Annotated in this window: 30 protein-coding genes; 15 read left to right on the top strand and 15 right to left on the bottom strand. The window is 59.2% G+C overall.

Annotation, left to right across the window (positions count from 1 at the left end):
* Positions 1-45: 45 nt before the first annotated feature.
* The 5 genes from lptB to G5315_RS09320 are packed head-to-tail and all read right to left on the bottom strand — an operon-like array spanning position 46 to position 3395.
* Entirely contained in the window at positions 46-771 is a 726-nt protein-coding gene (lptB, locus tag G5315_RS09340) for an LPS export ABC transporter ATP-binding protein (RefSeq protein ID WP_005336333.1), read from the bottom strand.
* Between the two features lie 3 nt (positions 772-774).
* Positions 775-1302, bottom strand: a complete 528-nt coding sequence (gene lptA, locus G5315_RS09335) for a lipopolysaccharide transport periplasmic protein LptA (protein WP_031227941.1) — start codon at positions 1300-1302, stop codon at positions 775-777.
* Positions 1289-1849, bottom strand: a complete 561-nt coding sequence (gene lptC, locus G5315_RS09330; protein ID WP_005336338.1) for an LPS export ABC transporter periplasmic protein LptC — start codon at positions 1847-1849, stop codon at positions 1289-1291. Before lptC ends, lptA begins: the two co-directional genes overlap by 14 nt.
* A complete protein-coding gene (gene kdsC / locus G5315_RS09325) occupies positions 1846-2400 on the bottom strand; it encodes a 3-deoxy-manno-octulosonate-8-phosphatase KdsC (protein ID WP_160880534.1) in 555 nt (184 codons plus the stop codon). Before kdsC ends, lptC begins: the two co-directional genes overlap by 4 nt.
* The gene (locus G5315_RS09320; protein WP_005336342.1) at positions 2400-3395 is read right to left on the bottom strand and encodes a KpsF/GutQ family sugar-phosphate isomerase; all 996 of its coding nucleotides are present in this window, start codon (positions 3393-3395) and stop codon (positions 2400-2402) included. The genes kdsC and G5315_RS09320 overlap by 1 nt, the downstream gene beginning before the upstream one ends.
* A gap of 207 nt (positions 3396-3602) precedes the next feature.
* Between G5315_RS09320 and mlaF the strand changes: the two genes are divergently transcribed.
* The 7 genes from mlaF to murA are packed head-to-tail and all read left to right on the top strand — an operon-like array spanning position 3603 to position 8123.
* Complete coding sequence (mlaF, locus tag G5315_RS09315) at positions 3603-4403, top strand: phospholipid ABC transporter ATP-binding protein MlaF (RefSeq protein WP_005336343.1); 801 nt, start codon at positions 3603-3605, stop codon at positions 4401-4403.
* The gene (mlaE, locus tag G5315_RS09310) at positions 4403-5182 is read left to right on the top strand and encodes a lipid asymmetry maintenance ABC transporter permease subunit MlaE (RefSeq protein WP_005336345.1); all 780 of its coding nucleotides are present in this window, start codon (positions 4403-4405) and stop codon (positions 5180-5182) included. The genes mlaF and mlaE overlap by 1 nt, the downstream gene beginning before the upstream one ends.
* Positions 5183-5189: 7 nt before the next feature.
* Entirely contained in the window at positions 5190-5687 is a 498-nt protein-coding gene (gene mlaD / locus G5315_RS09305; protein ID WP_005336348.1) for an outer membrane lipid asymmetry maintenance protein MlaD, read from the top strand.
* Between the two features lie 2 nt (positions 5688-5689).
* The gene (locus G5315_RS09300) at positions 5690-6322 is read left to right on the top strand and encodes an MlaC/ttg2D family ABC transporter substrate-binding protein (RefSeq protein WP_005336350.1); all 633 of its coding nucleotides are present in this window, start codon (positions 5690-5692) and stop codon (positions 6320-6322) included.
* Positions 6319-6591 (top strand): STAS domain-containing protein, encoded by a 273-nt coding sequence (locus tag G5315_RS09295; RefSeq protein WP_005336352.1) that lies wholly within the window; start codon positions 6319-6321, stop codon positions 6589-6591. The genes G5315_RS09300 and G5315_RS09295 overlap by 4 nt, the downstream gene beginning before the upstream one ends.
* Positions 6591-6848, top strand: coding sequence for a BolA family iron metabolism protein IbaG (gene ibaG, locus G5315_RS09290; RefSeq protein WP_005306001.1), 258 nt, complete (start codon positions 6591-6593; stop codon positions 6846-6848). Before G5315_RS09295 ends, ibaG begins: the two co-directional genes overlap by 1 nt.
* An 18-nt stretch (positions 6849-6866) precedes the next feature.
* Complete coding sequence (gene murA / locus G5315_RS09285; RefSeq protein WP_201938913.1) at positions 6867-8123, top strand: UDP-N-acetylglucosamine 1-carboxyvinyltransferase; 1257 nt, start codon at positions 6867-6869, stop codon at positions 8121-8123.
* 578 nt (positions 8124-8701) lie between these two features.
* Here the strand turns inward: murA and G5315_RS09280 are convergent.
* Positions 8702-9955, bottom strand: coding sequence for a phospholipase D-like domain-containing protein (locus G5315_RS09280; protein ID WP_421332939.1), 1254 nt, complete (start codon positions 9953-9955; stop codon positions 8702-8704).
* A gap of 73 nt (positions 9956-10028) precedes the next feature.
* Between G5315_RS09280 and G5315_RS09275 the strand changes: the two genes are divergently transcribed.
* Entirely contained in the window at positions 10029-10205 is a 177-nt protein-coding gene (locus G5315_RS09275; protein ID WP_005339947.1) for a hypothetical protein, read from the top strand.
* On the opposite strand, the gene G5315_RS09270 is transcribed toward G5315_RS09275, so the two are convergent.
* The 3 genes from G5315_RS09270 to tatA all read right to left on the bottom strand — a co-directional run bounded on the left by G5315_RS09270 (position 10183) and on the right by tatA (position 12313).
* Positions 10183-11604, bottom strand: a complete 1422-nt coding sequence (locus G5315_RS09270) for a transglycosylase SLT domain-containing protein (protein WP_421332938.1) — start codon at positions 11602-11604, stop codon at positions 10183-10185. The two genes, G5315_RS09275 and G5315_RS09270, sit on opposite strands and share 23 nt — an antisense overlap.
* 228 nt (positions 11605-11832) lie before the next feature.
* Positions 11833-12135, bottom strand: coding sequence for a YfcZ/YiiS family protein (locus tag G5315_RS09265; RefSeq protein ID WP_227341809.1), 303 nt, complete (start codon positions 12133-12135; stop codon positions 11833-11835).
* Between the two features lie 16 nt (positions 12136-12151).
* Positions 12152-12313, bottom strand: coding sequence for a twin-arginine translocase TatA/TatE family subunit (tatA, locus tag G5315_RS09260; RefSeq protein WP_005339944.1), 162 nt, complete (start codon positions 12311-12313; stop codon positions 12152-12154).
* A gap of 276 nt (positions 12314-12589) precedes the next feature.
* Here tatA and G5315_RS09255 point away from each other — a divergent pair, with 276 nt between their 5' ends.
* The gene (locus G5315_RS09255; protein ID WP_005357635.1) at positions 12590-13558 is read left to right on the top strand and encodes a LysR family transcriptional regulator; all 969 of its coding nucleotides are present in this window, start codon (positions 12590-12592) and stop codon (positions 13556-13558) included.
* A gap of 75 nt (positions 13559-13633) precedes the next feature.
* Here G5315_RS09255 and G5315_RS09250 read toward each other — a convergent pair whose 3' ends face one another.
* Together G5315_RS09250 and G5315_RS09245 are read right to left on the bottom strand one after the other, a co-directional pair.
* Positions 13634-14233: a YhgN family NAAT transporter gene (locus G5315_RS09250; RefSeq protein ID WP_041234986.1), complete on the bottom strand. Its 600-nt coding sequence runs from the start codon at positions 14231-14233 to the stop codon at positions 13634-13636.
* Positions 14234-14332: 99 nt separating this feature from the next.
* A complete protein-coding gene (locus G5315_RS09245) occupies positions 14333-14578 on the bottom strand; it encodes a YecH family metal-binding protein (RefSeq protein WP_005357633.1) in 246 nt (81 codons plus the stop codon).
* A gap of 209 nt (positions 14579-14787) precedes the next feature.
* Here G5315_RS09245 and G5315_RS09240 point away from each other — a divergent pair, with 209 nt between their 5' ends.
* Positions 14788-16071, top strand: coding sequence for a dicarboxylate/amino acid:cation symporter (locus G5315_RS09240; RefSeq protein ID WP_203119382.1), 1284 nt, complete (start codon positions 14788-14790; stop codon positions 16069-16071).
* An 11-nt stretch (positions 16072-16082) separates the two neighbouring features.
* Here G5315_RS09240 and G5315_RS09235 read toward each other — a convergent pair whose 3' ends face one another.
* Together G5315_RS09235 and G5315_RS09230 are read right to left on the bottom strand one after the other, a co-directional pair.
* Positions 16083-16397, bottom strand: a complete 315-nt coding sequence (locus G5315_RS09235) for a DUF2007 domain-containing protein (protein ID WP_005339933.1) — start codon at positions 16395-16397, stop codon at positions 16083-16085.
* Positions 16398-16406: 9 nt separating this feature from the next.
* On the bottom strand, positions 16407-17309 hold the full coding sequence (locus G5315_RS09230) for a LysR family transcriptional regulator (protein ID WP_139433146.1): 903 nt from the start codon (positions 17307-17309) through the stop codon (positions 16407-16409).
* 96 nt (positions 17310-17405) lie between these two features.
* Here G5315_RS09230 and G5315_RS09225 point away from each other — a divergent pair, with 96 nt between their 5' ends.
* Both G5315_RS09225 and G5315_RS09220 read left to right on the top strand, forming a co-directional pair.
* Entirely contained in the window at positions 17406-18458 is a 1053-nt protein-coding gene (locus tag G5315_RS09225; RefSeq protein WP_021231553.1) for an HlyD family secretion protein, read from the top strand.
* Positions 18458-20011 carry a DHA2 family efflux MFS transporter permease subunit gene (locus G5315_RS09220; RefSeq protein ID WP_227341808.1) on the top strand — a complete coding sequence of 518 codons (1554 nt, stop codon included), beginning with the start codon at positions 18458-18460 and terminating at the stop codon, positions 20009-20011. The genes G5315_RS09225 and G5315_RS09220 overlap by 1 nt, the downstream gene beginning before the upstream one ends.
* Positions 20012-20088: 77 nt before the next feature.
* Here the strand turns inward: G5315_RS09220 and G5315_RS09215 are convergent, their stop codons facing one another.
* Positions 20089-20715: a lysoplasmalogenase gene (locus G5315_RS09215; RefSeq protein ID WP_113740353.1), complete on the bottom strand. Its 627-nt coding sequence runs from the start codon at positions 20713-20715 to the stop codon at positions 20089-20091.
* Between the two features lie 187 nt (positions 20716-20902).
* Between G5315_RS09215 and G5315_RS09210 the strand changes: the two genes are divergently transcribed.
* Entirely contained in the window at positions 20903-21046 is a 144-nt protein-coding gene (locus G5315_RS09210) for a hypothetical protein (RefSeq protein ID WP_162182404.1), read from the top strand.
* Between the two features lie 75 nt (positions 21047-21121).
* On the opposite strand, the gene G5315_RS09205 is transcribed toward G5315_RS09210, so the two are convergent.
* Complete coding sequence (locus G5315_RS09205) at positions 21122-22240, bottom strand: fatty acid desaturase (RefSeq protein WP_421332937.1); 1119 nt, start codon at positions 22238-22240, stop codon at positions 21122-21124.
* A gap of 148 nt (positions 22241-22388) precedes the next feature.
* On the opposite strand from G5315_RS09205, the gene fabR reads away from it, so the two are divergent.
* Both fabR and G5315_RS09195 read left to right on the top strand, forming a co-directional pair.
* Positions 22389-23009 carry an HTH-type transcriptional repressor FabR gene (gene fabR / locus G5315_RS09200; protein ID WP_005339921.1) on the top strand — a complete coding sequence of 207 codons (621 nt, stop codon included), beginning with the start codon at positions 22389-22391 and terminating at the stop codon, positions 23007-23009.
* Positions 23010-23028: 19 nt separating this feature from the next.
* Entirely contained in the window at positions 23029-23394 is a 366-nt protein-coding gene (locus G5315_RS09195) for a YijD family membrane protein (RefSeq protein ID WP_005339919.1), read from the top strand.
* The last annotated feature ends 533 nt before the right edge of the window (positions 23395-23927 follow it).

Here is a 23927-nt window from a genome sequence, read left to right as displayed (position 1 = left end):
GTTCAGCGAGGCACTCGTCAAAGGAAATGAAGGCATGCCCCCTTACTATAGACTGAATTGATCGCCCAAATAGACGCGCTTGACCTGCTCATCGGCAAGGATGTCAGCCGGTGCACCTTCGGCAATCATCTTGCCGTGGCTGACGATATAGGCCTTCTCACATACGTCCAGAGTCTCTCTGACGTTGTGGTCGGTAATCAAGACGCCAAGGCCTCTATCTTTCAGATGCTGAATGATCTTCTTGATGTCTATCACAGAAATCGGGTCAACCCCTGCAAAGGGTTCATCCAGCAGAATAAAACGCGGCTCGGCCGCCAGCGCACGGGCGATCTCGACCCGACGGCGCTCACCGCCGGAGAGGCTCTGACCCAGGTTGTCGCGAATGTGGGTGATATTGAACTCTTCCAGCAGTTGCTGAACTTTGTCCTCACGCTCCTCGCGACTCAACCCTTTGCGGGTCTGCATCACTCCCATCAGGTTGTCGAATACCGACAGGCGACGGAAGATGGAGGCCTCCTGCGGCAGGTAACCGATGCCGTTGCGCGCCCGCACATGCATGGGCTGCAGGCTGATGTCCTGATCGTCGATGGTGATGAGACCGGCATCGCGCTGTACCAGCCCCACAATCATGTAGAAGGAGGTGGTCTTGCCCGCCCCGTTGGGGCCGAGCAGGCCGACAATCTGGCCAGTGCCCACTTCAAGGCTGACGTCACTCACCACCATGCGGCGCTTGTAGCTCTTCTGCAGGCCCACTGCTTTCAACACTGCCATGGCTTATTTTCCCTGCTGCTTCTGGTCGGCGGGCTTATCGAAATTCTCTACCTGATCCGGCAGGAACACGGTTTTGACCCGCTGGCTCGGGCTCTTGCTCTCGGCAATCATCTTCTGTTTGACGATGTCGTAGCGGATCAGATCGCCATTGACCTGGCTATCTTCCTGCTTGAGCTGACCGTTGCCGGTAATGGTCACCAGCCGGTTCTTCAGCTCGTAGCGGATAGTGTTGCCGTGGGCATTGACCGGCTTGCCGTTATCCAGGATCTGGAAGAAGGTGGCGGGCTTGCCGTAGGCAGTCATCACCTCGGCCCCTTTCTCGCCGGAACGGGTCACTACCACCTTGTCAGCCTTGATCCGGATGGTGCCCTGATTGATGGTCACGTCCTCTTCGAAGGTAATGCGGTTGTCCTGCATCTCGGCCACCTGTTTGACGGCATCGACGTAAACCTTCTCGGCAAAGTCGGACTCTTTGGCGGTCACCGCACCACACAACAACAGGGCTGCGAGGGCCAGATTAGCGTTTTTCATTGAAATAGATGGCATGGCCTTGATCCAGTAACTCAAAATATTTGCGGTCCAGATGGCCCTTGAGGCCAACCCCTTGGGTCTGGAAATCCCGACCCAGAATGTTCACTTCCCGGTTGCTGCGCACATCCTGTGTCACCAGATCCAGCTCCAGATAGGGGGTATCCAGTGTGGAAATGAAAGAGGTGGGCAGCAGACCATCCAGATGCACCTTGTCCCGCAGGATGACGTTGTCGCCGGTGTTGAGCACGCCGGTTTCGGCGGTCACCTTCCACTCGGCGGCACCCTGATCGTCATACATGTAGACCACCGGCTTGTCGAAGGTGGCCTGCTCGAGGATTTGATAATACTCGGCGTAGGTCGACTCCAGCCGCTCGGTGCGCTTGCCATTGATATCAAAACGGGTGGTCACCAGATCTTTGGCGACAAAATCCGGCTGATAGTTTTCGATTTTGACGGCGCTCTCCGGCACCAGCTCAACCTTGCCCAGCTGCCAGGCAACCAGTGCAACCAGAAACAGCAGGGCAAACAACAGGGTCTGTCTGCTCATACCGAAGCCTCGGGCTGATAATCGTCGTGGCCCTGCGCCTGCAAAATGAGGTCACACACCTCGCGCACCGCACCCATGCCACCGCCAAGCCGGGTCACCATATCGGCACGACTCAGCACCAGCGGATGGGCATCGGCCACCGCAATACCCAGGCCGCAGGCGGCCATCACCGGCAGATCGATGGTGTCATCGCCCATATAGGCAGCCTGCTCCGGGCTCAGCCCCAGCTTGGCCAGCAGCGCTTCGAAGTGAGGCAGCTTTTTATCAGCCCCCTGCACCACATGAGCCACCCCCAGGCTTTTCATCCGATCGCTGACGATACGGGAATTGCGCCCGGTGATGATGGCGATCTCGATCCCGGCATTGAGCAACGCTCGCATGCCCGCACCATCGCGGGTACAGAAGGTTTTCAGCTCTTCGCCGTTGTTTCCCATGTAGATGAGGCCGTTGGAGAGCACCCCGTCCACATCGCACACCAGCAGGCGGATTTGCGCCGCCTTCTCAAACTGGCTGCGCGTCACCGGACCATAGAGGGTCGGTACGTTTTGCATCAAATTACTCCGGCTTTCAGCAGGTCGTGCATGTTGAAGGCGCCGAGCGGGCGTTTCTCTTCATCCACGACCAGTAATCCGTTGATTTTTCTCGTTTCCATCAGCTTGACGGCTTCTGCAGCCATCATCTCTGGACCTACGGTAACACAGTTGGCCGTCATTACGCGGCTGATGGGGGTGTGATGGATATCGATCTGCTGGTCGAGAATGCGGCGCAGGTCGCCATCGGTAAAGAGCCCGGCCAGCAGGCCATTGCCATCGACCACCGCCGTCATACCGAGCCCCTTGCGGCTCACTTCCAGCAGCGCCTGGCTGATGGTGGCATCTATCCCCACCCGGGGCAACAGATCGCCACTGTGCATCAGGTCGCCAACCCGCAGCAACAGACGCTTGCCGAGCGACCCGCCCGGGTGAGAGAGGGCGAAGTCATCGGCGGTAAAACCGCGCGCTTCCAGCAGAGCCACTGCCAGGGCATCGCCCATGACTAAGGTTGCCGTGGTGCTGGAAGTGGGTGCCAGACCCAGCGGGCAGGCCTCTTTCTCTACCTTGATGCACAGATGCACGTTGGCCTCTTTGGCCATGGTGGAGGCGGGATTACCGGTCATGCAGATGAGCGGAATGCCGCGGCGCTTGAGTACCGGCAGCAGAGCCAGGATTTCGTCGCTCTCGCCGGAGTTGGAGATGGCGATGATAAGGTCGCCGCTGGAGATCATCCCCAGATCGCCATGACTCGCTTCCCCCGGATGGAGGAAGAAGGCCGGGGTGCCGGTGCTGGCGAGGGTGGCGGCAATCTTGCTGCCGATATGGCCCGACTTGCCCATGCCGGTGACCACTATCTTGCCACCGCAGCGCAGCACCATCTCGCACGCCTTGTCGAAGGCGTCGTTCAGATACTGATAGAGTCCATCAATGGCTTGCTTTTCTGTGTCCAGCACCGCGCGGGCACTACGACGAAAATCGAACAGTTCAGACACTTTCTCAGGCTTTACAGACATAAAGACACAGCTCCGGGCCGAAATTAGCTGCGGGATTATAAAAAAGTCTGCCCGGATAAGCGAATCGGATGGCAAGTCCCGCTCTCGATGACGCACTTTGTTACAGAAAACTGTCGTGCAAATGGGCTTGCAGCCTGTTCAATAGTTGTTCCTTGCTGTTGCTTAGACCTAGACTACCCCATAAAATTCGCACCTCATTTACACCGGATGGACAATTGTTTGAACAATGACCTGATCACCATCTCCGATCTGACCTTCAGTCACGGAGATCGGCTGTTGTATGACGGGATCAACCTGACCATTCCTCGTGGCAAGGTAACCGCCGTCATGGGCCCGAGCGGCATCGGTAAAACCACCCTGCTGCGGCTGATCGGTGGCCAGCTCAAGCCGGAGTCCGGTCACATTCTGTTTGACGGGGAAGATATCCCCACCCTCTCCCGTTCGCGCCTCTATGAAGTGCGCAAGCGGATGAGCATGCTGTTCCAGAGCGGCGCCCTGTTTACCGGTATGACGGTCTACGACAACGTGGCCTTCCCGCTGCGAGAGCACTCCGGCCTGCCGGAGGAGCTGATCCACACCATCGTCATGATGAAACTGCAGGCGGTGGGCTTGCGCGGCGCGGCGAAACTGATGCCCTCCGAGCTCTCCGGCGGCATGGCGCGCCGGGCGGCGCTGGCTCGGGCCATCGCCCTTGACCCCGACCTCATCATGTATGACGAGCCGTTCGTCGGGCAGGATCCCATCACCATGGCGGTGCTGGTCAAGCTGATCAAGGAGCTGAACGATGCCCTCGGTATCACCTCAGTCATCGTCACCCACGATGTGAAAGAGGTTCTGAGCATCGCCGATTACGCCTACATCATTGCCAATCGCAAGGTGGTGGCGCACGGTACGCCGGATCAGCTGCGCGAGGAGCACAATCCCGAAGTCGAGCAGTTCCTCAAAGGATTGCCCGATGGTCCTGTTCCGTTTCATTTTCCGGCAGGCGATCTGCTACAGGATCTCTGATGTTGATAAGTCAAATAAGCAAGCTGGGGCGGGTCGGAGTGCGGTTTATCAGCTCCGTCGGTCGCGCCACCATCATGTTGTTCCATGCGCTGGCCGGCAAACCCGAGCCGCGCAAGCACTTCCCGCTGCTTGTCCAGCAGCTCTATGTGGTGGGTGTGCAGTCGGTGGCCATCATTCTGGTCTCCGGCCTGTTCATCGGCATGGTGCTCTCGCTGCAGGGTTACAACGTATTGAAGGATTTCGGCGCCGAGCAGAGTCTGGGACCGCTGGTCTCCCTCTCCCTGCTGCGGGAGCTGGGTCCTGTGGTCACGGCGCTACTGTTTGCCGGCCGTGCCGGTTCGGCCCTGACCGCTGAAATTGGCCTGATGAAGGCCACCGAGCAGCTTTCAAGCCTCGAGATGATGGCGGTCGACCCGCTGCGCCGGGTGGTTGCCCCCCGCTTCTGGGCTGGCGTCATCAGCATGCCGCTGCTGGCCTTTATGTTCAGCCTGATCGGCATCTTCGGCGGCAAGCTGGTCGGCGTGGACTGGCTCGGCGTGGACGAAGGGGGCTTCTGGTCTGCCATGCAGGCCTCCGTCGACTGGCATGAGGACATCATGCAGGGCGCCATCAAGAGCCTGATTTTCGCCCTGGTGGTCACCTGGATTGCGCTCTTTAACGGCTATGATGCCAAGCCGACCTCGGCCGGGATCAGTCAGGCCACGACCCGTACCGTGGTCCACTCATCCCTCGCCGTGCTCGGCCTGGATTTTATACTCACTGCAGTCATGTTTGGATAAGGTAAAGATGAAGTTCAGCAAAGTAGAATTCCTGGTCGGCACCTTCATGCTGGCTGGCATCGGTGCCATTCTGGCACTGGCCCTGCAAGTGGCCGGTTTGAGCTTCAAACCGGAAGGAGAAACCTATACCCTGCGCGCGCATTTCGATAATATCGGCGGCCTGAAAGTCCGTTCGCCGGTCAAGGTCGGCGGCGTGGTGGTCGGTCGGGTCAGCGACATCGTACTGGACCCGAAAACCCAGGTGCCCGAAGTGACCCTGATGATGCAAAAGAGCGCTGGCGAGTTCGCCGATACCAGCTCCCTCTCCATCCTCACCTCCGGTCTGCTCGGCGAGCAGTACATCGGTCTGGCCCCCGGCTTCAGCGATGAGGAGATGGGCACCGAGATGCTCAAGGATGGCGACCTGATTGAAGACACCAAATCCGCCATCGTGCTGGAAGATCTGATTGGCAAGTTCCTCTACAGCCAATCCTCCGACAGCAAATCAGACAGCAAGAAGGAGTAATCATGTTCAAGAAAATCGCCCTGCTGCTGGGTCTGATGACCAGCATGCTCTTTTCCCTGTCTGCCCAGGCCGCAGTCGATGCCACCGACCCCAACGCGCTGGTGGATCAGGCTGCCAAGCAGACCTTTGCCCGCCTGAAAGCCGATCAGGCCCAAGTGAAGAGCAATCCGGATCACCTGCGGGTGATCATCCGCGAAGAGCTGCTGCCCTATGTGGACAACCGCTTCGCCGCCTACAAGGTGCTTGGCAACCAGATTAAAGAGACCACCGAAGCGCAGCGCAATGCCTTCGTCGAGGTGTTCACCGAGTACATGGTGAGCTCCTACGCCGATGCGCTGGCCCATTTTGACAAGCAGACCGTCAAGGTCGAGCCGGGCAAAGCTCCCAGCGGCAACATCACCGCCGTCAACGTCAGCGTGAAAGAGGCCGGCAAGCCGGACATCTTCCTCGAGTTCAAACTGCGCAAGAACAACAAGACCGGCGAGTGGAAAGCCTTCGACATGGTGGCAGAGGGGATCAGCCTGCTCTCCGCCAAGCAGAGCGAGCTGGGCGGCCTCATTCGCCAGAATGGCATCGATGCGGTGATCGCCCAGTTGCGCGAGCACAACGCCAAGCCGCTGGTACTCAAACCATGACTCTCAGCGGTGAGCTGCAGGCGCCACAGGTCAATGACCTGTGGCAACGCCGCGCCGAATGGTGGCAGGACGACCAGCTCGAGCTCGGCGGCGTCACCACCCTCGACTCCGCCGGACTGGCCCTGCTGGTCAAATGGGCCAAAGCCGTATTAGCGCGAGGCGCCACACCGCAACTGGTGGGCGCCTCCAGTGATTTCTATACCCTGGCCAACCTCTACGGGGTGGCCGGGCTGTTTCAGTCAACCCCGCTCACAACTGAGGACGCATAATGCAAGTCTCTGAAATTGAAGCGATACTCCTTGAGGCTCTGCCATTGTCCGAAGTCCATGTCAAAGGGGACGGTAGTCACTACCAAGTGATCGCCGTCGGTGACATGTTTGACGGCATGAGCCGGGTCAAGAAGCAGCAGGCCATCTATGCCCCGCTGATGGACAAGATCGCCAGCAACGCCATTCACGCCCTCTCCATCAAAGCGTTCACCGACGCCGAGTGGAAACGCGAACGTAAATTCCTATTGCCCTCCTGATTTGGTAACGAAGTAAAAATGGACAAATTCAAAATCGATGGTCGTTGTACTCTCAACGGCGAAGTGACCATCTCCGGCGCCAAAAACGCCGCGCTGCCGATCCTGTTCGCGACCCTGCTCTGTGATGAAGAGGTACACCTCTCCAACGTGCCGCGCCTGAAAGATGTGGGTACCACCATCAAGCTGCTGGAGATGCTGGGCGCGACCACCAAGGTCAACGGCAATGTGACCGTGCTGACCGGTGCCGTAAACAACCACGTCGCCCCCTACGAGCTGGTGAAGACCATGCGTGCCTCCATTCTGGCGCTGGGCCCGCTGGCCGCCCGTTTCGGCGCCGCTGATGTCTCCCTGCCCGGCGGTTGCGCCATCGGTGCCCGTCCGGTCAACCTGCACGTCCACGGCCTGGAGCTGATGGGTGCCAAGATCACCATCGAAGATGGTTACATCAAGGCCCGTGTCGATGGCCGCCTGAAAGGCGCCCACATCCTGATGGATATGGTCTCCGTGACCGGTACCGAAAACCTGATGATGGCCGCCACCCTGGCTGAAGGCCGCACCGTGATCGAAAACGCCGCACGTGAGCCGGAAGTGGTCGATCTGGCCAACTTCCTCAATACTCTGGGCGCCAAGATCCAGGGCGCGGGCACCGACACCCTGACCATCGACGGTGTCGAGCGTCTGCACGGCGGCAACTACAGCGTGCAGCCTGACCGCATCGAAACCGGAACCTTCCTGGTGGGCGCAGCGGTCACCGGCGGCAAGATCACCTGCCGCAAGACCGACCCGACCCTGCTGGAAGCGGTACTGGTCAAGCTGGAAGAGGCTGGCGCCCTGATTGAGAAGGGTGAAGACTGGATCACCCTCGACATGACTGGCCGCACCCTCAAACCGGTCACCATCAAGACTGCCCCCTACCCGGCCTTCCCGACCGACATGCAGGCACAGTTCACCGTGCTGAACGCCGTCGCCAAAGGTACCGGCATGGTCACCGAGACCATCTTCGAGAACCGCTTCATGCACGTTCCCGAACTGGTACGGATGGGTGCAGACATCGAACTGCAGGGCAACGTAGCCATCTGCCGTGACACCGAGCAACTCAAGGGCGCCCAGGTGATGGCGACCGATCTGCGCGCCTCCGCCAGCCTGGTACTGGCCGGCTTCGTGGCCGAAGGCTCCACCATCGTCGACCGTATCTATCACATCGACCGTGGCTACGAAGACATCGAGCAGAAGCTGCAGGGTCTGGGTGGCCGCATCGAGCGCATCAAGGGCTGATATCTCCCTGATCGCTGGCCGATAAAAAGGCCCCCTCGCTAATGCAAGGGGGCCTTTTTACATTCACCTGGGCTGCCGAGATTCAATGCGGTCGAGAGTGGTCCATATCGTGTCAGGCTATTTACCAGCCCCCTGGCGGCCAACGTTCATTGGCTCGAGACTCGCCAAAGAACCAAAAAAGTGGGGTGACATGTCCATGTCACCCCCTCGCAAATAGCATGTTCCATATTGGAGTCCGGCCACGCCAGGTCTCTGTTTCACTTTCCGATAGTTCGCGACCCATCTTAAGTACGCGCCAATTGCAGCAATGCAACCGGCCAGCTACCCGTTACAACCTTCGTCCACACGGCAGACAAGCCGCCGTGTTTGTCCTTGCAACTGAAATATTACGCATAAAAACAAAATAAAAAACGTTTTTATGCTAATTCCATTCACATCAGAGTACAAAAAACAGCCTTATCATCACCACTAAATTGTTATAAAACAGCAAGATAGATTCATGCATGGTTATTCACCCGCAAAGGGCATCAGCAATGGCTTACAAGGCTTTGCGAGATCTCGCACAAAAAATGGCTGCCTTACAGCCAACGGCGCAGGGGCAACCAGTCACTCAGACGGGCTATCAGTCGCCTTGGCCACCCCTCGGGTTTGCGCGGCAATCCACCGGCCTGCTCCTGCCAGCGAGCCAGCCACGTTCGCAGCGCCTCGCAGATCGGCGGGCAGTGCAGATGCAGCATCAGTTCGGTATTGAGAAAGAGTGAGCGAGGATCGAGGTTGAGGCTGCCGAACAGCGCCCGCTCCTCCCCCAGCAGGATCAACTTGGCGTGCAGGCTGCCGTGGCCATGGTCAAACTCGGCGACCCGGATCCCTTGGCGCAGCAACCAGCCGAGATAACGCTGATAGGCACCATAGACCAGTGGCACATCGGTGCTGGCCAGCGAGTTGGTGAGAATGTCGATGGCGATCCCCTGCTGGCGCAGCCGCGCCAGACGGTGCCGGAACCCGCGGGTCAGGATGAGGTAAGGGGTCACCAACCCCAGCGAGCCGGGATTGTCAGCCAGCTGGCGCCAGAGCTGACGGGCAGTGGTGGGACGGGAGATAAGCCCCTTGCCGGGACGGTCGAACCACACCTCGGCCCGCCCCTCATGCCATTGCAGCGACACATCGCGCTCGTCAAACAGCGCCGCGGGCAGATCGTAGACCGTCGCTACCGCCGGATCCGTCATGGTGAACAGGAAGTCGTTGACCACCTCTATTTCGGCGGGCAGCAGCTCGCGGCGCAACAGATGGCGGATGGGGTGACTCCAGCGGCTGTGCCAGAACTGCTCGAACCCCTGCACCATCTGCTGGCCCAGTCCCCCCTGACAGGCGAGATCGAGATCCACGAAGGGGGCTTGCGGATCCAGACCGAAGTAGCGATCACCGATGTTGCGCCCGCCGATCAGCGCCAGCTTGCCATCCACCAGCAGCAGCTTGTTGTGCATCCGGTGGTTGATGCGGCGAAAGCTGAGCAGTCCCTCCAGCAGCAGTGCCAGCGGGCGCCAGCCCCGCAGCCAGAAGGGGTTGAACAGCCGTACCTCGATCCCCGGGTAGTGAGCCACCATCTCCAGAAAGCGGTTGTCACCGGCATAGAGATCATCCACCAGCAGCTGTACCTTGACGCCACGCCGGGCGGCGTGAAGCAGCTCGCTCAGCAGCAGCTTGCCGCTGCTGTCCTCCTCCCAGCTGTAGTACTGCGCCTGGATCCGCTCGCGGGCATGGCGGATCCAGTGACAACGCACCTTGAGCGCCAGCTGGGGATCGTCGATCAGGGCAAAGGATCCGGGGATCATGGTGTCATCCTGCTGTCATGGCCGGGTGTCATAACGCTGGCGAGCCTCTTCACATATTCAAAAGGAGTTGCTGATGGAACTGCATGATACCCCGATGTTGCGCTATCTGGGCCAGCTCAGCCAGCCAGATCTCATCCCGGCCACCGGCCCTGCTCACTGGTTTTTGCAACACAGGGACGGTGGCTGGCAATTGCCGACCGTGCAGGCGACTCTGCCGGTCAACCGGCTCAGGGCTGAGCCGCTTCGATAGCGGCAGCCTTGCCCTCGATCTGGGGCAGGCTGAAACGATAGGCCACGTAGTACTTGTAGATGGTGCCGACATAGTTGATCGGCCCCTGTCCGACTTCGTTGGCCACCAGCTGATCCACGTTACCGAACCAGACGTTGGGATCGAGTCCCAGTTTCTCCGCCTTGCCTCGCAGCGCCTGCACCCGGTTCGGCCCGGCGTTGTAGGCGGCGAGGGCAAACAGGTGGCGGTTGAGCCGATCCAGCTTGGGATCATTGAAGTAGGTATCGAGGATCAACCGCATGTAGCGGCAGGCGGCCTCCACATTTCCCTCCAGCGTGGTGAGTCTGGCGCCGTTGATGCCGACTTCCCGCCCCGTACTGGGCAGCAACTGCATGAGGCCCACGGCCCCCTTGGGCGAGCGCGCCTTGGGATTGAGGCCGGACTCCTTGTAGCCAAGCGCCGCCAGCATCAGCCAGTCGAGATCGTATTGATTGGCGTACTTCTCCAGCACCTTGCGAATGGTCGCGAGGCGCCCCATGGGATCCGGCGCCAGGATATTGCTCATCTGATCGCTGCGAACCAGCAAGCGGCGCAGGGTCATGTCGCTGTAGAGGCTGTTGCGGCTGACGCTCGCCAGATAGCCATTGACCGCTTTCAGCAGCTCGGGGCTGTTCTTGCGCAGCGCCCAGCCACTGGTGCCGTTGCTGCGCAGGGGGATCAACTTGTGAGCCTTGAGACCGGAGATCATGCCACTCAGCCAGATCCGCCCCTTGTAGCTGTCGGTCACCGTCAGGGGAATAATGCCGGCGGCCACCATCTCCAGCAGATCGCCATCCTGTAGATATTCGGGCACCGTCTCGATATAGACGGGGGGCAGCCCCAACTCGCGAAACAACCAGTTGAGCTGGCGCAAGCTCTCGTAGTAGCTGGAGCTGGCCCGCACCCAGACCCGCCTGCCGGAGAGCTGGGTAATGCGGCTGAAGGCGGGCAGGCTGTTCTGGCTAACCACCCACTCCTCGATGGAAGAGATGAGCGGCCGGGAGAAGGCCACCTGTTCACGCCGGGTCGGGGTCACCGTCATGGTCGCCGCCACCAGATCCCCACGCCCCTCGGTCAGATAGTCCAGCAGCTTGTCCTGCCGCACCGGGATGTAGACCACCTTGAGTTTGACCTTCTCTTTGGCGAGATAGGTCTTGTTCAGCCAGCGCTCGAATCCTTGCAGCTGATTGACCAGAATGCCGTACTGGGTGCCGCGATCGAGAAAATAGAAACCGCGCTCATAGACCACCAGAGCCCTGAGTTCGCGCTTTTGCAGAATGCTTTCGAGGTCCCCGGGTTGGGGCAAACGCACCGGCTTGAGCTCAGCCGCCAGCAGGGAAAAACAGCAGAGGGCCAGCAGAGCCCAAATCCAGCGTCGCATCACGATGGCTGCCCCTGTGCTGAGGTCACGCCTGCTGCCTGTTGGCAGCACGGATCACGATAGAGGGTGGGATTGGGGGCAGAGATCCATCGCTGCGTCATGATATTTACGCCTTCTGTTGGCCGACTCGCGCCGGGCAAAACGTCTGTGGGATAGAGTAACTATAGAACGCCGACCCACAGCAGAAGGGTCAACACGGCAGGCAAACCTGCCGCGTTATCAGACAACTCAGATAGAGCGGGCCCGCATTTCGAAAATCAGTTTTTCGGCGGTGCAGGTGAATTGCAGGCGGGCTTTCAGGATCACGCCGTTGGCGCCCTGGGTCAGTTCGCTGCTCACTTGAGCTTCGGCGGTGACCTGTTTGGCCAGTACTTCATAGGCAGCCAGCTTGGCGCGGGCATCCGCCTCGGCCGCGGCTTCAATAACCAGCTCCATCACATCGTCGCCTTCGCCGATGATGGTGCCGATCTCGGCAAAACAGCCGCAGCTGTCACAGGTTTCGTTCAGTTCAACTTTCTCGTCTACAGACATTTTCTACTCCTACTGCTTATTTCGGATGATTTGCGTCGTCACGCATCGCCTTGCGAAAATCTTTGATGGCGGTCCCCAGATCCTCACCTGCACTGGCAAGACGCTTGCTGCCGAAGACCAGCACAACGACCAGCAAGAGGATCAGCATATGCCAGATATGAATTCCACCGAGTCCCATAGGGATACTCCCTCACAAAGAGATATCTGTTACTTGTATCAAAATAGAGCGCAGGGATTGTTGGGCAAAATCAAGGCAGGTGCAAGTGAGCAAATAAATCATAGCCAAAAAATAGGGCGACCCTGAGGTCGCCATATTGATTGTGCTACATGTCCCCTCAACCGCTACATCCTGTACCAGTGGTTCATGCGAACCTGAGACCATTCGAGGATAAGATCGCCAAGATATGAAAACAAATGGTATAAATTCATCTTAGAATTGAAGAGGATTCATATCATGCTGCTGGAACAACTGGGTCGCATCGACCTCAATTTGCTGATTATCCTGCAGGTATTGCTGGAAGAGCGCAACGGCAGCAAGGCGGCACGCCGCCTTCATCTGAGCCAGTCCGCGGTCAGTAAAGCCCTCGGCCGTCTGCGCGATACCTTCAATGATCCCCTCTTCATCCGATCTGCCTACGGGCTGGAACCCACCGGCCGTGCCCTTGCACTGCAGCAGCAGTTGCAACCCATCCTGCTGTCGCTGGATAACCTGATCCAGCCGCCCGAGTTTGACCCCGCCAGCTCGGAGCGGGAATTCGTCATCGCCAGCATGGACAGCGCCTTTACCCTGTTTGCCCCGCTCTACCTGAGCGAGCTGAAGCGGCAGGCACCAAGGATCCGCTTGCGTTACGAGGAGTGGACCGAGAACAGTCTGACCGAGATGAGTCAGGGACAGGTGGACATCGCCTTCGCGGTGCGAGAGAACTGCATCAGCTCCGATTATCGGCTCGATACCCTGCCCGACAGCATCTGTCAGCGAGTGCTGGCGGTCGATGATCTCACCTGTCTGGTGCAGCAGCACCACCCCGCGCTGCGGGAGCCCAACTGGAATCTGGAGCACTACCTCAGCTATCCCCATGTACAGACTTACTGCGAGGGGCGGGACCGCTGGATGCTGGATCACAAGCTGGCAGAGCAGGATCTCTACCGGCGTATCGAGGCAACCGTGCCCTCCTTCGAGGCGGCGCTGCGGATGGGGATGCACTCCGACATGATAGTAACGCTCTCCCGGCTCTACGCCCGCCACGCCACCCAGGTCTATCCGCTGTTACAGCTGCCGCTGCCCATCGGGTTGGACAGCATCTCCCATCTGCTGATCTGGCATCAGCGTCACAGCGAGGATCCGGGCCACCGCTGGCTGCGGGAGCTGCTGCTGTCCCTCATCATGAGCAAACTGGAACCTGCAGCGACCACTCACGGATGACGGCACGCCTTCTCGGCGGCACAAAAAACGGGGCTCTGCGTAGCCCCGTTTCATTCACTTCAAGATGTAAACCACTCAGCCCTGGCCGGTCACCGCCAGATAGTGATGTACCCCGTCCAGCAGCATCTGGACCGAGATCATCACCAACAGCATACCCATCAACCGTTCCACCGCAGTGAGTCCCCGCTCACCCAGCAGCTTGTTGAATACCTCGTAGAACATCAGGATCACCGCGCTGGCGGCCCAGGCCATAAAGAGCGCCAGCGACCAGTCCACCATCCGGGTCGGCTCCTGATTGGCCAGCAGCATCAAAGAGGCGAGGATCGAGGGGCCGGCAATCATCGGGATCGCCATCGGCACCAGGAAGGGCTCCTCGCCCGCCGCCAGCCCGGTCACGCCCCCCTCACTCGGAAAGATCATCTTGATGGCGATCAGGAACAGGATGATCCCCCCCGCAATGCTGACCGCCTCCTGCCGCAGGTTGAGGAAGCCGAGGATCTGCTGACCGACGAACAGGAACAGCATCATGATGGCCAGCGAGAAGAGCAGCTCGCGCACCATCACCTTGCGACGTCGCTTGGGATCAATATGACGCAGGATAGAGAGGAAGACCGGCAGGTTACCCAGCGGGTCCATGATCAGAAACAGCATGACTGCGGCAGAGAAAGTATCCATACAACGCCCTGGCTACGCCCTGAATAGGGAAAAGAGAGGGGGCGAAATATAGCAAAGGGCGAAGAATTGAGCGAGCGCCATGATGCGCTCGCAGCGGGATTAACCGTGGTTACAGATCTTGTCTGCGCGGGTCTGGAAACCCTCAGCCGAGTCGATGAATTTGCCACGAGCGGCCAGGAAATCGATCAGCGCTTCCGCATCCATCTCGCTGGCACTGCAGGTATGAAAACGGGCCTCGGCACCGAACCGTTCGGCCATCGCCTGTTTCAGGCTGGCACGGGTAAATTGCCCCCCTTGTGCCAACATCATCTCCATCACTTCGTGACCATGAACCGATTGCGACATCTCTCACCTCAATAATGAACATATTTAATGCCAATTAAATATCTCCCCGCCCGGAGGGATCTTGATATAGGCCAATAAATTGCGCATTACCTGGTCAGGGGAGTGGTCACCGCCACCGCTTTGTCGATAATGTGGCAACCCGCGTCAGGGATCGCTACACTGGCGCCCCTTTTTGGCCATCGCAGACAATGTATAAGGATATTGGCGTCATGCTGTTCCATGGAGAGGCTCTCAAGCCCTGGCAGATCTGGACCCGCCGACCACTCTGGCTCAAGACCCTGATCGGCATGCTGACAGGGGTGGGTCTGGGCGTCAGCTTTGAAGAGCAAGCCCTGTTGCTCAAGCCCCTTGGCGTCTTGTTCGTCAACACCATCCAGATGCTGATGGTGCCCCTCATTTTCTGTTCGGTCATCGCCGGTCTCACCTCGCTGCTCAAGGGCAAGGCCCTCGATCGCATCGGCAGCAAGGCGATCTGCCTCTACTTCTGCTCCACCGCCATCGCCATCTGCATCGGCCTGATGATGGGCTGGCTGCTGGAACCCGGCATGGGTGCCGACATGGGCCCCTATGAGCGGGTCGGTATGTCGGAACCACCCACCCTGGCCAGCGTGCTGAGCCATCTGGTGCCGAGTAACCCGGTACAGGCGATGGTGGATGGCAAGATCCTGCAAGTGATCGTCTTTGCGGTGGCGCTGGCGGTCGCCCTCAATGCCAGCGGTCGCCGTGGCCGCCCCGCCATCCTCTTCTTCACCTCGCTGGCCGAGGGGATGTTCAAGCTGACCCAGATGGTGATGGCGCTCGCGCCTTACGGTGTCTGCGCTCTGATGGCCTGGATGACCGGCAAGTACGGTCTCGACCTGCTGCTGCCGCTGCTCAAGGTGATCGGCGCCGTCTACCTCGGCTGCCTGCTGCACGTGCTCGGGGTCTACAGCACCCTGCTGCTCCTGCTGGCACGGCTCAATCCGCTGCACTACTTCAAGAGCATCGTTGATGCCCAGGCGGTTGCGTTTACCAGCAGTTCCAGCAACTCCACCCTGCCCATCAGTCTGGCCTGCGCCGAGAAGCGGCTGGGAGTCTCTCCCGCCATCACCGCCAAGGTGCTGCCCATCGGCGCCACCATCAACATGGATGGCACCGCCCTCTATCAGGGAGTGACAGCGCTGTTCGTAGCTCAGGCATTCGGGGTGGATCTGCACATGGTCGATTATCTGACCATCATCAGCATCGCCACCCTGGCCAGTATCGGTACGGCAGGTACCCCTGGCACCGGGTTGATGCTGCTGACCCTGACCCTGACAGCGGTGGGCTTGCCGCTGGAAGGGGTGGCACTGATTGCAGGCATTGACCGGATCCTCGACATGGCGCGCACCACGGTCAACGTATCGGGGGATATTCTGGTGTCGGTGCTGATCGCCCGCAGCGAAAACGAGCTGGATCTGGCGACCTATCACGATGCCAGCGCAGGGGAAGATATCGAGTTCCCGCCGCGCTAGCGGAAGAGAGATCAGCTGTCGTGGGGATCGTGATGACAGCGCCAGCAGACGTCGAAGTTGGCGCCGTTCTCCTCCCCGCACTGGCCGCACAGCCAGCCGTTACCCTGACGCTGCTGGTAACGCTCGATGACCCGTCCTGCCTTGCTGCGATCCTCGGCCCGCACCATCAGGGTCACCTGCAACATGTCGACCGGCAGTTCGCCAAGGGCGCCAGACAGCCCCTCGCCATTGAGGCGCACCAGCACCCCTTCCGCCTCCAGCGCCCCTTTCAACGCGTGCGCCTCCAGGGTGTGTGAGGCGCGATAGAGATTGATCCAGTTATCCATAGCTCCCCCTTACAACAACTTGTCGATGCCAAACTCAGCGCCGTTCTCAATCATGAAATCGATGAATGCCCGCAACTTGCGCGGCATCAGTTGCCGCTCCGGAAACAGCAAATAAATTGGCACCCTGGGTTGCTGCCACTCTGGCAGCAGGATCACCAATTCGCCGCTGGCCAGCTCATCCTGACAGAGCATAGCGGGTAACGAAGCCAACCCCAGCCCCGCCTTCGCTGCCTCCCGGGCACAGGTAATATTATTGACCCGAAAACGGGATGGGGGGTCAACCAGCACCTCTCTGCCATCCAGCTCGAAACACCAGTGAGAGGCGAGAAACCCGCTGCTCACCGTCACCCGCTCGTGGTTGGCCAGATCCTCCGGCCGCTCGATGACCGGGCTGCGGGCCAGATAGTCCGGGCTGGCACAGAGCAGCCTTCCGGTGCTCCAGAGTCGGCGCGCCGCCAGATTGGAGTCGCTCATGTCGCCAATCCGCACCACCGCATCCAGCCCTTCACTGATGGGGTCCACCACCCGGTTGGTCAGCTCCAGCTCCACCTGCAGGGCGGGATAGGCCTGCAAAAACTTGGCGACCAAGCGCCCAACCACCAGTTGCCCCGTCTCGATGGGCACCGCCAGTTTGAGGGTGCCGGTTACCTCCTGCTGGCTGGCGCTCAGCATCAGCTCGGCTTCGGTCAGGGCATCGACCGCCTTGCTGCAGTGCAGGTAGTACTTCTCCCCTTCCTCGGTCAAAGTGAGCTGACGAGTGGAGCGATAGAGCAGACGCACACCGAGCCGCTGTTCCAGCTCGGCGATCCGGCGGCTGACCATCGCCTTGGTCATCCCCAGCTCGCGGGCGGCCGCCGTAAACGAGCCCTTGTCGACGATACGCACCAGAATTAACGCGGCATTGAGATCCATTGTTGCACCAGTGAAACTGTATATCTCGTGAACCAATACTAATCGAAACAGTTGACCAGTGTTAGCCTGCGCCCCTTAAGTTCAGGAATCACAAAAATGAGTCAACACAAAAAAATTCCCCTGCTGGCAGCCATGATATTGGCGCTGCTCGGTCTGCTGTTCGCCGGTTACTGGTATCTTCACGGCCGCTATTTTGAAAGCACCGACAACGCCTATCTGCAAAGTGAAGTGACCGGGATCAGCTCCAAGCTGCCCGGCTATATCCGCGAAGTGCTGGTCACCGACAACCAGCCGGTCAAAGCGGGCCAACTGATCGCTCGTCTCGATGATCGCGAATACAAAACCAGGGTCGCGGAGGCCGAAGCCGACCTGCGCCTCAATCAGGCGACGGCCGAAAATTTGGCCGCCACCCGCACCCAACAACTGAGCCTGATCCAGCAGGCCGAGGCCAAGGTCGCCTCCGCCAATGCTGAACAGCTGCGCGCCAGCCAGCAGGTCAACCGGATCAGTCAGCTCAACCAGCGCCACTACAGCTCGCAAGACAGTCTGGACGAGGTGCGAGCAGGCCTGCAGGTCAATCAGGCGCAAGCCCGGGAGGCCCAAGCCGCCCTGCAAGCGGCCCGTGAGCGACTGCTGGTACTGGATGCCGAACGCAAACAGAATCTGGCCAAGCTGGCATTGAGCGAAGCGCAACTGGAGCAGGCCAAGCTGGAGCTCGGCTACACCGAGCTGCGGGCGCCTGCTGACGGCATCATTGGCAAGCGCAGCCTGCGGGAAGGGCTCTACGTCCAGTCCGGCATGCAGGTCGCCAGCCTGGTACCGCTGCAGCAGGTGTGGGTCGAAGCCAACTTCAAGGAGACCCAGCTCGCCCATATGCAGCCGGGCCAGAAGGTCGAAGTGGTGCTCGATGCCTACCCGGATCAACCGGTCGAGGGGATCATCGACAGCCTGGCCCCGGCGACCGGCGCCAAGTTCGCCCTGCTGCCGCCGGAGAATGCCACTGGTAACTTCACCAAAATCGTGCAGCGGGTGCCGGTAAAGATCCGCATCCCCGAGCCAGGTCCGCTGGCAGGCAAGCTGCTGCCGGGTCTCTCCACCGAAGTGATCGTGGATACCCGCACTCCTGAGCCCGTGGTGGCTGCCAACTGATGGAACCCATTCCACGTCGCAACTGGATCGCGGTCATGGGGGGCCTTATCGGCGCCTTCATGGCCATCCTCGATATCCAGATCACCAATGCCTCCCTGAAGGATATTCAGGGGGCCCTGTCGGCCACCCTGAGCGAGAGCTCCTGGATCTCCACCTCCTATCTGGTGGCGGAGATGATCGCCATCCCCCTGAGCGGCTGGTTGAGCCGGGGGTTGAGTGTGCGCCGTTACCTGCTCTGGACCACCGGTGCGTTTATCGCCGCCTCCGTGCTCTGCTCGTTCAGCTGGAACCTCACCAGCATGATCGTCTTCCGGGCGCTGCAGGGCTTCACTGGCGGGGCGCTGATCCCGATGGCCTTCTCCCTCATCGTCACCCTGTTGCCGTTACAGAAGCGGGCCACCGGCATGGCGCTGTTTGGCCTCTGCGCCACCTTCGCCCCCGCCATCGGCCCAACCCTCGGTGGCTGGCTCACCGAGCAGATGTCGTGGCACTACATCTTCTATCTCAACGTGCCGCCGGGACTGCTGGTGATGGCCATGCTGGCCCACGGGCTTGATAAAAAACCGGTGGACTGGGCCGTGATCAAGCGGGTAGACCTCATCGGCATCGTCACCATGGCGCTTGGCCTCGGCCTGCTGGAGGTGGTACTGGAAGAGGGCAACCGGGAAGACTGGTTCGGCTCAAGCTTCATCGTGCGACTGGCAGTCATTTCGGCGGTGGCGCTGGTGTTCTTCGTCATCAGCCAGCTGATCCGCCGTCACCCGCTGGTCAATCTGCGGCTGCTGCACAACCCGCGCTTCGCGCTGGCCTGCTTCGCCTATCTGATCCTCGGCATGGCGCTGATGGGATCTATCTATGTGCTGCCGCTCTACATGACCCAGATCCACAACTACAACGCGCTGGAAATCGGCGAAGTCCTGATGTGGATGGGACTACCGCAACTGCTGGTGCTACCGCTGGTACCCAGGCTGACCCACAAGATAGACCCGCGCTATCTGGTGAGCTTCGGCTTCCTGATCTTCGCCGTCAGCTGCTTTATGAACGTCAACATGAGTGCCGACTACGCCGGGCCGCAGCTGATCCAGTCCCTCATCGTGCGGGCGCTGGGGCAGCCCTTCATCATGGTGCCGCTCTCCCTGGTCGCCACCGCCAGCCTGAGCCACGACGAGATCCCCTCCTCCTCGACCCTGCTCAACGTGCTGCGCAACCTCGGTGGTGCGTTCGGTATCGCCATCATCGCGACCCTGCTCGACAACGATACCCGCACCCATGTGCTGCAGATTGGCAGCACTCTGGCCGCCAGCAGTATCGAGGGGCAGAGCTATCTGCTGCAACTGGCCCAGAGCATGATGGCGCAGGGTTCAGGCCCCGAGATTGCCCAGCAGCAAGCCCACGCCATGCTGGCCAATACCATCAACCGGGAGGCGGCCATCATGGCCTACAACCAGGTGTTCTACATCATGGGGATCTTCCTGCTGATCGCCAGCGCACTGATGCTGTTGCTCAAATCCCCCGCCCCACGGGCTGCGGATGCCGAACCGCTAGAGGCGTGAAAAACGCCGGGCATAAAACGAAAAACGGGCCAATGCCCGTTTTTCGTTATCTGTTACCTGCACTCAACCAGAAGGCGTTATCCCGCCAGCGACCCCGCGATCAGGAATTGCGCTGCGAAGTAGCTACTCATCACCCAGGCGCGGGCGTGGGGAAAGGGGTGGCGGAAGCGATCGAGCGCCAGCATGCTGTCGGAGAAGAGGAACATCAGCGCCCCCACCAGAGCGGCGGCCGAACCGGCAGTGAGAGAGGCGTGCCAGGCACCGGCGGCCACCCAGGCCATGCCGATGATCACCAGCATGTAGCAGAAGACCGGGATCCGCATCTCCCCCAGCTTGCCCCACAGCAGGCCGAATACCATGCCGGCGATCAGCAACAGCAGCAAACCATCCACCAGATTGAGCAGCAATGGCCCCTGGGCAAAACCGACGATATAGCAGAGATGCGCGACAAGAAATGCCGCCAACCCCTGAATGAAGCGATCGCTTGGCAACATCAGCAGCACATCGCCCGCCAGCGAGAGACAAAGGCCGAGCAGGATCCAAGCGTGTGAACCATCGTGGTCATAACTCTGGTAGCCGAACGCCAACGCGATGATAAGCAGCATGGTAAGCGGCTTGCTGATATAGAACTGGCGGCAGTCTGAACCGTAGGCAGCACGGATGTGCCACCAACCTGAAGCGATGATCAAGAAACTCAATAACATGCCCTGCTCCTCACCTGTTGCTCGCAGTCATACGGCAACCGTTTTTATCATGGTGCAGGGTAACAAATTCCCTACCCCAGTGGCAGGGGTGCTGATCAAATGGACAAACTAAGCCTAAAGTCTAATTGCCGCACCGAGTGGTTCAGGGCATAAGTGACGGGTCTGGAGGATCACCATGGAAGAAGCTATGAAAAACTATCTGCCCGCCATCGATATCATGATGTGCCATCTGGGGATCAGCTTTGAGCAGGCCTGCGAACAACTGGGTCTCAGCCAGCAGGAGCAACAGGCACTGGATCAATTGCAGCAACAGCAGAGCCAAGCCAACTAGCTTGAGTTGAATCATAAAAGAGAAGACCGCCAGCAGGCGGTCTTCTCTTTTAGTCTCTGTGATAACCGGACGGCATCATGCAATACCTGCCAGCAAACGACTCCAGTTGCGTTTACCAGCGATGAAGCCGTCACGCAGGGCCCGGTACTCCAGTTGCAGCTTGAGGCGGTCATAGCGCGCCAGCGCCTTGCGCTTGCGCAGCTCCAGCAGCCGCTTGCGACTGGCGTAATAGTGTTGCAACTGCTGGCTCAGCTTGTCGTACTCCTCCTGCAACAGCGCCTGCCACAGTTCACGATCTTCCTGCTTGCGCAACTTGGCTTGTGCCCGTTTCAGCTGCATCTGCAGCCGGGCTTGTTCGATACGCTCCTCCGGCGAAGATCTGAGATCTCCCGCCAGACCGCACCAGGAGGCGAGCCGGATCAACCACTTGGTCGGATCGAACTGCCACCAGTGAATGCCGTTGCGGTAATCATTCTCGAACAGGTGGTGAAAGTTGTGGTACCCCTCGCCAAAGGTGAAAAAAGCCAGGATGCCGTTATCGCGAGCGGTATTGCGATCGGTATAGGGCTGACTGCCCCAGATGTGGGCCAGCGAGTTGATGAAGAAGGTGGTGTGGTGAGTCATCACCATCCTCAGCACGCCCGCCAACAGCAACATGCCGAGCAAGTCCCCGTGCCACAGGCCAAGCAGCAGCGGCAGCCCCAGATTAGCCGCCAGTGCCAGCGTCAGATAGTGACGGTGCTGAAACGCGACCACCGGGTTGTTTTGCAGGTCTCGCACATTGCTGTAATCACCATAGCGATCTTCCTGATGCTCCCGCAACATCCAGCCGATGTGCGAATACCAGAAACCGCGCCCCGCGCTGTAGGGGTCTTTATCGTTGTCATCCACATGACGATGGTGATGGCGGTGATCGGCCGACCAGTGCAGGGCCGAATTCTGCAGCGCCAACGCACCGCCGATGGCAAACAACCACTGCAAAGCGGGGTGCGCCTTGTAGGCCTTGTGCGACCAGAGCCGGTGATAGCCTGCGGTGATGGAGAGACCACTAAGGCAGAACAACAACAGGAAACTGGCCCACTGCCAGAGATCGTAACCGTGGCTCACGCCGTACCAGGGCACGACAATCAACGCCACTATCCCGGAGAGGGAGAACAGCAGGGTATTGGTGAAAATAATGGGGGGTCTGGCCATCTCATTGCATCCTTTCAGCGAACAGCTGTTAGCCATTTTCTATGGTGATTTCCTCACGGTCAATGGTAAAAAAAATAGGATACAAACCTGATCCTGAGGCGCCTTCGGGTTATCATTTGTCCTCGTTAAGCTGAAGGTGACTGATTTCGTGGGTATTCGCGCTCAACAAAAAGAAAAAACCCGGCGTACATTGATCGATGCTGCATTCAGCCAACTGTGCGCCAATCGGAGTTTCTCCAATCTCAGCCTGCGGGAAGTCGCTCGCGAAGCGGGTATCGCGCCCACCTCTTTCTATCGCCACTTTCGCGATATGGAGGAACTGGGCCTGACCCTGGTTGACGAAGGAGGCCTTACCCTGCGCCAACTGATGCGCCAGGCACGCCAGCGCATTGCCGGTGGTGGCAGTGTCATCAGCACCTCGGTGCAGACCTTTATGGAGTTTGTCGAGAACAACCCCAACATCTTCCGGCTGCTGCTGCGGGAACGCTCCGGCACCTCGGCCGCCTTTCGTCAGGCGGTGGCTCGCGAAATCCAGCACTTTATCGCAGAGCTGACCGATTATCTGGAAGCCACCACCGAAGCACCACGGGAAGATGCCTACATCCAGGCAGAAGCCATGGTCACCATCGTCTTCAGTGCCGGTGCCGATGCACTCGACATGACCAGCGAAGAGTGCCGTGCACTCTCCGACCGAACAATTCGCCAACTGCGGATGATCGCCATGGGCGCCGAGGTACAAAACCAGAAGCGCCGTGAACCTCACCCATGACCACAGGATGGAGAACGATATGACTGAACAGCTTATGATCCCGAAAAAACCGCTCGCCATGGCCATGCTGATTGGTATCTGTGGCGATGCCTCTCTGGCCGTGCTGACCAACTCGGTCGTGCCTTTCTCCTTCTTCCCGCTGATTGCCCTCTGGCTGGCGGCCTATCAGCTGTTCCAGCACTATCGCCATGAACCCATGGTGGGCAACACCCCCATCTGCACCCTGCTCTGCTTCTTTATCGGTGTCTTCGGCCACTCCGCGCTGCTCAAGGTGCAATACCCGGAGCTTGGCAGCAACTTCTTCTCCCTGATCATGATGCTGCTGTTACTGGCAGCCCTCTCCATCAAGCTCGGCCTGAGCATTGGCAACAAAGAGAAGCCCTGATAAATCGACCGAGTGATGGTAATCAGCTGATACATAAAGCAAAGAGGCCTTCCCGTCGGGAAGGCCTCTTTGCTTGAACGATACCTGATTAATACGGCAATCTCGGTATTCCCAACCTAGCCAAGCTGCTGGCCTTCAAGATCGATGTGCAGATGGAAGAGGGGGTGATCAATATGGAACTGCCCTGTAGCCAGCAGGCAGCAGAAGGCTGATTTGGCCGCCTGTAAACTCGCTCAAATGGCTGATAAGGCTCGGATATAGCCAGAAAATGGTGGGAATAATCGGCTATCTGGCACTCTTACTTGGCAGAGAAAAGCCAGATATTGGTGGTTTAAGGCGCTAAAAATACAAAAGCCCGGTTATGAAACCGGGCTTTGTGTTGATTCTGGTGTGCAAACCTGTGGGTCACTTGATAAAACCGCCCATAGCAAAAAGGCCTTCCCATCTGGGAAGGCCTTCAAATTAGTGGCGGAGCGGACGGGACTCGAACCCGCGACCCCCGGCGTGACAGGCCGGTATTCTAACCGACTGAA

The organism is Aeromonas sp. 603607, from assembly GCF_049171595.1.
Lineage (GTDB): Bacteria > Pseudomonadota > Gammaproteobacteria > Enterobacterales > Aeromonadaceae > Aeromonas > Aeromonas veronii.
The sequence above is the reverse complement of the archived record's forward strand: the minus strand, read 5'-3'. Positions and strand labels throughout refer to the sequence as shown.